The 7,004-nt window shown below is 44.3% G+C and carries 4 protein-coding genes; 3 read left to right on the forward strand and 1 reads right to left on the reverse strand.

Going from position 1 to position 7,004, the window contains the following annotated elements:
* Nucleotides 1-4: 4 nt before the first annotated feature.
* Nucleotides 5-3,289, forward strand: a complete 3,285-nt coding sequence (locus EWM62_RS18210) for a PAS domain S-box protein (RefSeq protein WP_129878107.1) — start codon at nucleotides 5-7, stop codon at nucleotides 3,287-3,289.
* Between the two features lie 294 nt (nucleotides 3,290-3,583).
* Here the strand turns inward: EWM62_RS18210 and EWM62_RS18215 are convergent, their stop codons facing one another.
* Nucleotides 3,584-4,831 carry an ABC transporter permease gene (locus EWM62_RS18215; RefSeq protein WP_129878108.1) on the reverse strand — a complete coding sequence of 416 codons (1,248 nt, stop codon included), beginning with the start codon at nucleotides 4,829-4,831 and terminating at the stop codon, nucleotides 3,584-3,586.
* Between the two features lie 201 nt (nucleotides 4,832-5,032).
* Between EWM62_RS18215 and queA the strand changes: the two genes are divergently transcribed.
* On the forward strand, nucleotides 5,033-6,082 hold the full coding sequence (gene queA, locus EWM62_RS18220; protein WP_129878109.1) for a tRNA preQ1(34) S-adenosylmethionine ribosyltransferase-isomerase QueA: 1,050 nt from the start codon (nucleotides 5,033-5,035) through the stop codon (nucleotides 6,080-6,082).
* Between the two features lie 93 nt (nucleotides 6,083-6,175).
* Nucleotides 6,176-6,892 (forward strand): 2-C-methyl-D-erythritol 4-phosphate cytidylyltransferase, encoded by a 717-nt coding sequence (locus EWM62_RS18225; protein WP_129878110.1) that lies wholly within the window; start codon nucleotides 6,176-6,178, stop codon nucleotides 6,890-6,892.
* The last annotated feature ends 112 nt before the right edge of the window (nucleotides 6,893-7,004 follow it).

The following is a 7,004-nucleotide window of genomic DNA, read 5'->3' on the forward strand; positions in this document are numbered from 1 at the left end:
GTATATGTCTTTTAAAAACAGGGCCCTGCTATTAGTTGAAAACGACATTACTATTTACAGGCTTATTTTATTAGGCTTATTAATAGCCAGCCCCTCCTTACATTACCTGTGTTTCCACAACTCATACGACCCCCTTTGGCTGCGCCTGGTTAACTGCTCTTTTTGCCTGGTAGCCCTTGGTTTATCGTACGGTAAGGATAAAGGCCTTTTTAAGGGAGTTGTATTGCTTACCATATGCTCGTACCTGTTTGTAAACAACTTTATGCTGTTGCGGGTAAACGGTTTTGCCCATGTTTATCTTTTTAGTTCTATCACCATATTTATTGCCTTAACCCTTTTTTGTAAAAAGCGACGCGAGTTTGTAAGTATCAGCATATTAAATATAATAGCGGTGGTTGCTGCTTATTACACTGCGCCCACACAAGGTATCTCGCCTGCGGTATTGATTATTTTATTGGGTGTTTTTACGCTGATAGCTTATGTATGGTTCCTGGTAATGCTGGCTTATAAAATGCAGTTTAAAAAAGCGGTGAACAACATTATACAGCTAAACCAATCGTTAATAACCAATGCCGAAAAGCTGCGCCACAGTCAGCAGCAATTACACGCCCTTATCAGTTCCATTAACGATACCATTTTTGAATTTGACGAGAATTACATTTGCATTAACGTGTGGTTTGGCCCTCATACACCACAATATTTACGTACCGAGCATTTCCTGAATAAAACATTGGTAGAAGCTATTGGCGAAGAACGCTCGAAACCTTTTTTAGAGGTATATGATCATGTTTTAAAAAATAATAAAAGCATCAGTATAGAATTCCCCTCGGTTTATGGCGAACCGGGCTGGTTCTTAGCCAAGGCATCGCCTGTGCTTGATGTTACAGGTAAATACACCAAACGGATCTCGGTTTCGGTTACCGACATTTCTGAACAAAAACGCCACGCCGACGCCCTTATAGAGAATAAAAACCTTTTGCTGCAAGCCCAGGATATCGCAAAAACAGGTAACTGGTGGTACAATAGCGATACCAAAGAGGTTTTTTGGTCCGAAAGCCTATTTAAGATCCTGGAGATTGAAAATGCCCCCGAAGGCAAACCCCGGTTTGAGTTTTATATGAGCATGGTACACCCTGACGACCTTGAAACCGCCGCACAGTACCTGATGAATATCAATTCGGTAAGTGAGGGTAGCCTGGAGCATAAATTCATTACCCCTAAGGGCAATTTAAAATATTTAAGGATACTGCGTGGCGACCTGTTGAAGCACGACGATGGCGGCTTGAAACGTGTATTTGGCATTATACAGGATATCACCGAAAGTAAGCTGGCCGAAAAAGCTGTTAAAATAAGCCAGGCCGAACTACTTGAAGCACAAACTATTGCTAAAATTGGTAACTGGAAGTGGGACAGCACAACCAACATGCTATCGTGGAGCGATGAGGTAAACTCGATTTACGAAGTTTGCAGCAGCGAGGGCGCGGTATCCCGCTTCGGCAAAATGCTGTTAAATTACATTCACCCCGATGATAAATATATTATTAAGCACCTGTTTAAAAATGCCGACAACAGTGGCACATCGTACGAATATCGTATTATAACCCCTAAAGGGAACATAAAGCACATTAGCGTTATCACCGGTAAATTAATGTACCGCGAAGATGGCACCGTACGCAAAATTATAGGCACCCTGCAGGATATTACCCAGCGCAAACAAGCCGAAATTGATTACCGCCGCACCGAAAACAAATACCGCCTGGTATTGGAAACTATTAAGCTGGCGGCCATATCATTAGATGTGGACGGGCGGGTTATTTTTTGTAATAAATACCTGGCCAACTTGCTTGGATACAGCCAGATGGAAATACTGGGTATGAACTGGATGGACCATTTCGTTACCGGCGAACACCGCGAGATACTTAAAGGATGGTTCAACAATAACTCGGTGAGGGCGCACTATGTTAATCCTATTATTTGCCGCGACGGCGAGCTGCGCACCATTAGCTGGCAAAACACCGTTAGTTACGACGAGAACGGCAATATTAAAGAAACCACCAGTATAGGCGAAGATATAACCGTACAGCAAAAAGTAAGGCAGGAGTTGATATCGGCCAAAGAGCAGGCCGAGCGTTCTTCGCATTTTAAATCGGAGTTCCTGTCTATTATGAGCCACGAGATCCGCACGCCAATGAACGCCGTTATTGGCACTACCAACCTTTTGCTGGAAGAAAACCCCAAACCCGAGCAACTGGAATACCTTAATACGCTTAAGTTCAGCAGCGAAAACCTGCTGGCCATTATTAATGATATTTTAGATTATAACAAGATAGAAGCAGGCAAATTGCAGCTAAGCAATATGCCGTTCAACATCCACCAGCTGGCGCAGAATATCAGGCAATCGTTTTACTCAAAAGCGGTTGAGAAAAACCTGGATATAGAACTGACTGTTGACGATACCATCCCCGAATTTTTAATGGGCGACCAAACCCGACTGGGGCAGATACTGATAAACCTGGTAAGCAATGCCGTTAAATTTACGCATACCGGCAAAGTAAGCATCCTGCTGGAAAAAGAACAACAGCTGAGCAGCGGCGATGTACTGGTAAAATTCTCAGTGGCCGATACCGGCATTGGTATAGCTGCCGAAAATATGGCCATCGTGTTCGATCCATTTATACAGGGGCCGCAAACCATTACACATAATTATGGCGGTACAGGCCTCGGCCTTGCTATAACCAAGCGGCTTATCGAGCTTTACGAAAGCAGTATACACGTATATAGCGACCTGGGCAAAGGCACTAAATTTACTTTCAGCATTCGCTTTACCCCCGCTGCACCCGTAGCCGAGCTTCAGTCGGGCACACTTACCGCTGCCGACCTGGTGCTGCCACCTGACCTTAGCGGCATGACCATCCTGGTGGTTGACGATAATAAAATGAACCTGATGGTGGCATCAAAGTTCCTTAAAAAATGGCGTGCCGATGTAGACGAGGCAATTAACGGCCAAATTGCTGTGGATATGGTAAACGGCAAGGCCTATGATATGATCATTATGGACCTGCAGATGCCTGTAATGGATGGCTTTGAAGCTACGGCTATTATTAAACAAAGCTACCCCGATATGCCCATTATAGCCTTTACCGCCGATGCCATGCCTGAAACCCACGGCAAAGCATTTGAAGCCGGTATGTGCGATTACCTCACCAAGCCCTTTGTACCCGATGTATTGTTCGAAAAGGTATCAAAATACCGCAAGGCAATTATCGCTGTTGATGATTTGAAGGGGTAATAAAGATGAATTGTTATAACGGGCTTGTCGATACATTGGCGAACTGTGCATAGCGTTTTCGCCGTTGTTGGTGTTGTCACCAACAACTTTTAGGACAGGTTCGCGAATTTGCGTAGCCGAATGCATAGCGGCTTGTAGGTGACAACACCAACAAGGGCAAAAGGCAATTAACCCGGTTAAAGATTTGAAGGGGTAAATAGCGATATCGTTGCCCTGTGACGCTATGCCGCAACTCCACCTCAGTAAATAAGTAAGGCCCGCATTGCGGGCGTTACATTTATTATAATCTTTTTATTAATTGGTTCTTATCGCCTCAACAGGGTCGAGTTTTGATGCGAAGTAGGCAGGAATAATGCCCGATAACATGCCGATGGTAACAGATATACCTATACCATATGTAATGTTCCCAACATCAAGTACCACCTGTATATCGGCCGCGGCCTTTACGGCAAAGGTGCCCAGGTAAACCAAAAACAGTCCTATAAAGCCCCCCATCAAACATAATGCAACTGCTTCTATCAAAAATTGCAGCAATATAAAATAGTTTTTAGCGCCTAATGATTTTTGGATCCCGATGATGTTGGTACGCTCTTTAACCGATACAAACATGATGTTGGCTATACCAAAACCACCCACCAGTACCGAGAAAAAGCCAATAATAAACCCGCCCTTGTTAATGATGCCAAAAAGCTGATCGAGCTGGTTGGTTAATATGGTTGATTTATTAAGCGAAAAATCGTCCTCGCCGCCGGGGCGGATACTGTGGATAGAACGCATCAGACCGCGTACTTCGCTTTCTACCTCCACATCGCTAAGGTTATCGTGCCCGCGCACAACTATCTGCGGGTTGTATTTTTCGTTCTCAATATCAATTACGTTCTTGGCAAAGTTTAATGGCAGCAATATTTCGTTATCGCTGGTAATGCCCAGCATATCTTTACCCTCTTTGGTAAACACGCCTATAATAGTAACCTTGCGGCCCATAATTTTTATTTGCTTGCCAACACCGGTGCCATCCGGGAACAGCGCTTCGGCAATATCGGCGCCAATAATGGTCACCGGCGCTCCCGTACGCGATTCGATCTCGGTAAAATAGCGGCCATCCTGGAAGTTAAAGTTCCATGTTTTATCGTGATCGTGCGATACGGCGTCTATCTGTGCACCGTCAACCGTATTGCTAAGGTATTTAACGGTGCGGTTATCAATGCTAATTTCGTACGAAAGGGCTTTGGCGGTTTGGCTGCGGCGTTCTAACTGTTCAAAATCGCGCATTTTGGGTACCGGCCTTTGCATATATTTCCACCACGGAAAGTTATCCTCGCCTACCCAGGGCCACTTTTGCACATAAATACTGTTACTGCCCAGCTTATCTACGCTTTTTTGCAGGTTGTTACGCAAGGTATCAACTGCCGACGATACCGCTATAATGGTAAAGATACCGATGGTTACACCCAATAACGACAGCATGGTACGCAGCTTGTTTTGCCTAAGTGCATCATATGCAAACAGGAAGCTTTCACGGATAAGTTTTAGTAGTATCATATCGCTATTTTGATATAACCGGATACACCGGGTAACATTGATTTTTGCCTTGCTTAAAAACAGTATTGGTTAGACGGTGTTAAGGGCTTTAAGTTACAGTTATTTTTGATTTAAACTTTAACAGTGTACCCTCATCAAAAAAAGCGTGGAAAATAACAAAAATTCCGTACATTTGCGCCCTGAAAATTCATATATATAAGCATGAAATTATCTCAATTTAAATTCAATTTACCCGAATCATTAATTGCTCATTCTCCGTCAGATATCCGTGACGAATCACGTTTAATGGTTTTACACCGCGATTCGGGCAAAATTGAGCATAAAATATTTAAGGATGTATTGGATTACTTTGACGACCAGGATGTAATGATCCTGAACAATACAAAAGTATTCCCGGCGCGTATGTATGGCAACAAAGAAAAAACCGGCGCTACCATCGAAGTTTTTTTGCTGCGCGAACTAAACAAGGAACTTCGCCTTTGGGATGTTTTGGTTGACCCTGCCCGTAAGATCCGCGTAGGTAATAAGCTATATTTTGGCGACGACGACCTGCTGATTGCCGAGGTTGTAGATAACACCACATCCCGCGGCCGTACCATCCGCTTTTTGTTTGACGGTACCGACGAGGAGTTTCGCCGTAACGTAGAGATCTTGGGTGAAACACCGCTTCCAAAGTACATAAAACGCAAGGCTACTGCCGAAGATAAAGAACGTTACCAAACCATATTTGCCAAGCACGAAGGCGCAGTTGCCGCCCCTACTGCCGGCCTGCACTTTAGTCGCGAGCTGATGAAACGCCTTGAATTAAAAGGTGTAGAATTTGCCGAAGTTACCCTGCACGTGGGTTTAGGTACCTTTCGCCCGGTTGAGGTGGAGGACCTTACCAAGCACAAGATGGACTCTGAGCAGTTTATCATCGAAGACAAACAAGCCAGGATAGTAAACCGTGGCATCGAACGTAAAAAACGCATTTGCGCGGTTGGTACAACCTCTATGCGTGCTGTTGAATCGGCAGTATCGGCAGGTAAAATACTAAAACCGGCAAACGACTGGACCAGCAAGTTCATTTTTCCGCCGTATGAGTTTAGTATTGCTAACACCATGATCACCAACTTCCACACGCCAGAATCAACCCTGTTGATGATGGTTGCAGCATTTGGTGGTTACGACCATGTAATGAACGCTTACGAAGTAGCGGTAAAAGAAAAATACCGTTTTTACAGCTATGGCGACGCGATGCTGATTATTTAAGCTTCGCTTGATTTGAGATATTAGATTTGAGATATGAGACAGAAGTCCATATCTCATTTTTGTTTTATAGCTTTGGTTTATCAATAACAGAAAATGCCCGGTCTCAAATCTAAAATCTCAAATCTCAGATCTACCTATGCAGTTATCGTTGCAGGTGGTTCGGGTAGCAGGATGCAGTCGGCGCTGCCCAAACAGTTTATCGAACTTTGTGGCGAGCCGGTGCTGATGCACACCATCAGGGCGTTTTACGAGAGCCGGTCATCCCCCCAGATCATATTGGTTTTACATGCGGGGTATCACCAGATGTGGGAATCGCTTTGCGGCAAACATAACTTCATTATTCCTCATACAATAATTGCAGGTGGCGAAACCCGTTTCCATTCGGTTAAGAACGCGGTTGACCAAATTACAGGCAATAATGTATTAATTGCTGTACACGACGCCGTGCGGCCACTTGTAAGCCATGATATCATTGATGAGGCTTACCGATGCGCCGCAGAACATGGCAGCGCCGTAACTGCCGTTAAAAGCCGCGACTCGGTAAGGCAGGTAAAGGATGGAATATCGGCAGGCGTAGATCGCGACAGCATATACCTGGTGCAAACGCCGCAAACGTTTCAATCGGTATTGCTGAAAAAGGCTTATGAGCAACCATACTGCGATAGTTTTACAGATGATGCCTCGGTAGTGGAAAAAAGCGGCATCACCATCAGGCTGATAGAAGGCAGCTATAGCAATATCAAGATCACCTTCCCCGAAGATATAGCCATTGCCGACTCGCTTATAAACAAAAAAGCCACCATCCGTTAGTTAATGCGGATGATGGCTATAAGTATTTGGATTTATCAGGCCCTTCTTATTACGCCAAGTAATAAAGCAATAAATGCTATTACCAATAAAACGTGAATAATGTTACCGCCAA

It is taken from the genome of Mucilaginibacter terrigena, assembly GCF_004168255.1.
GTDB lineage: Bacteria > Bacteroidota > Bacteroidia > Sphingobacteriales > Sphingobacteriaceae > Mucilaginibacter > Mucilaginibacter terrigena.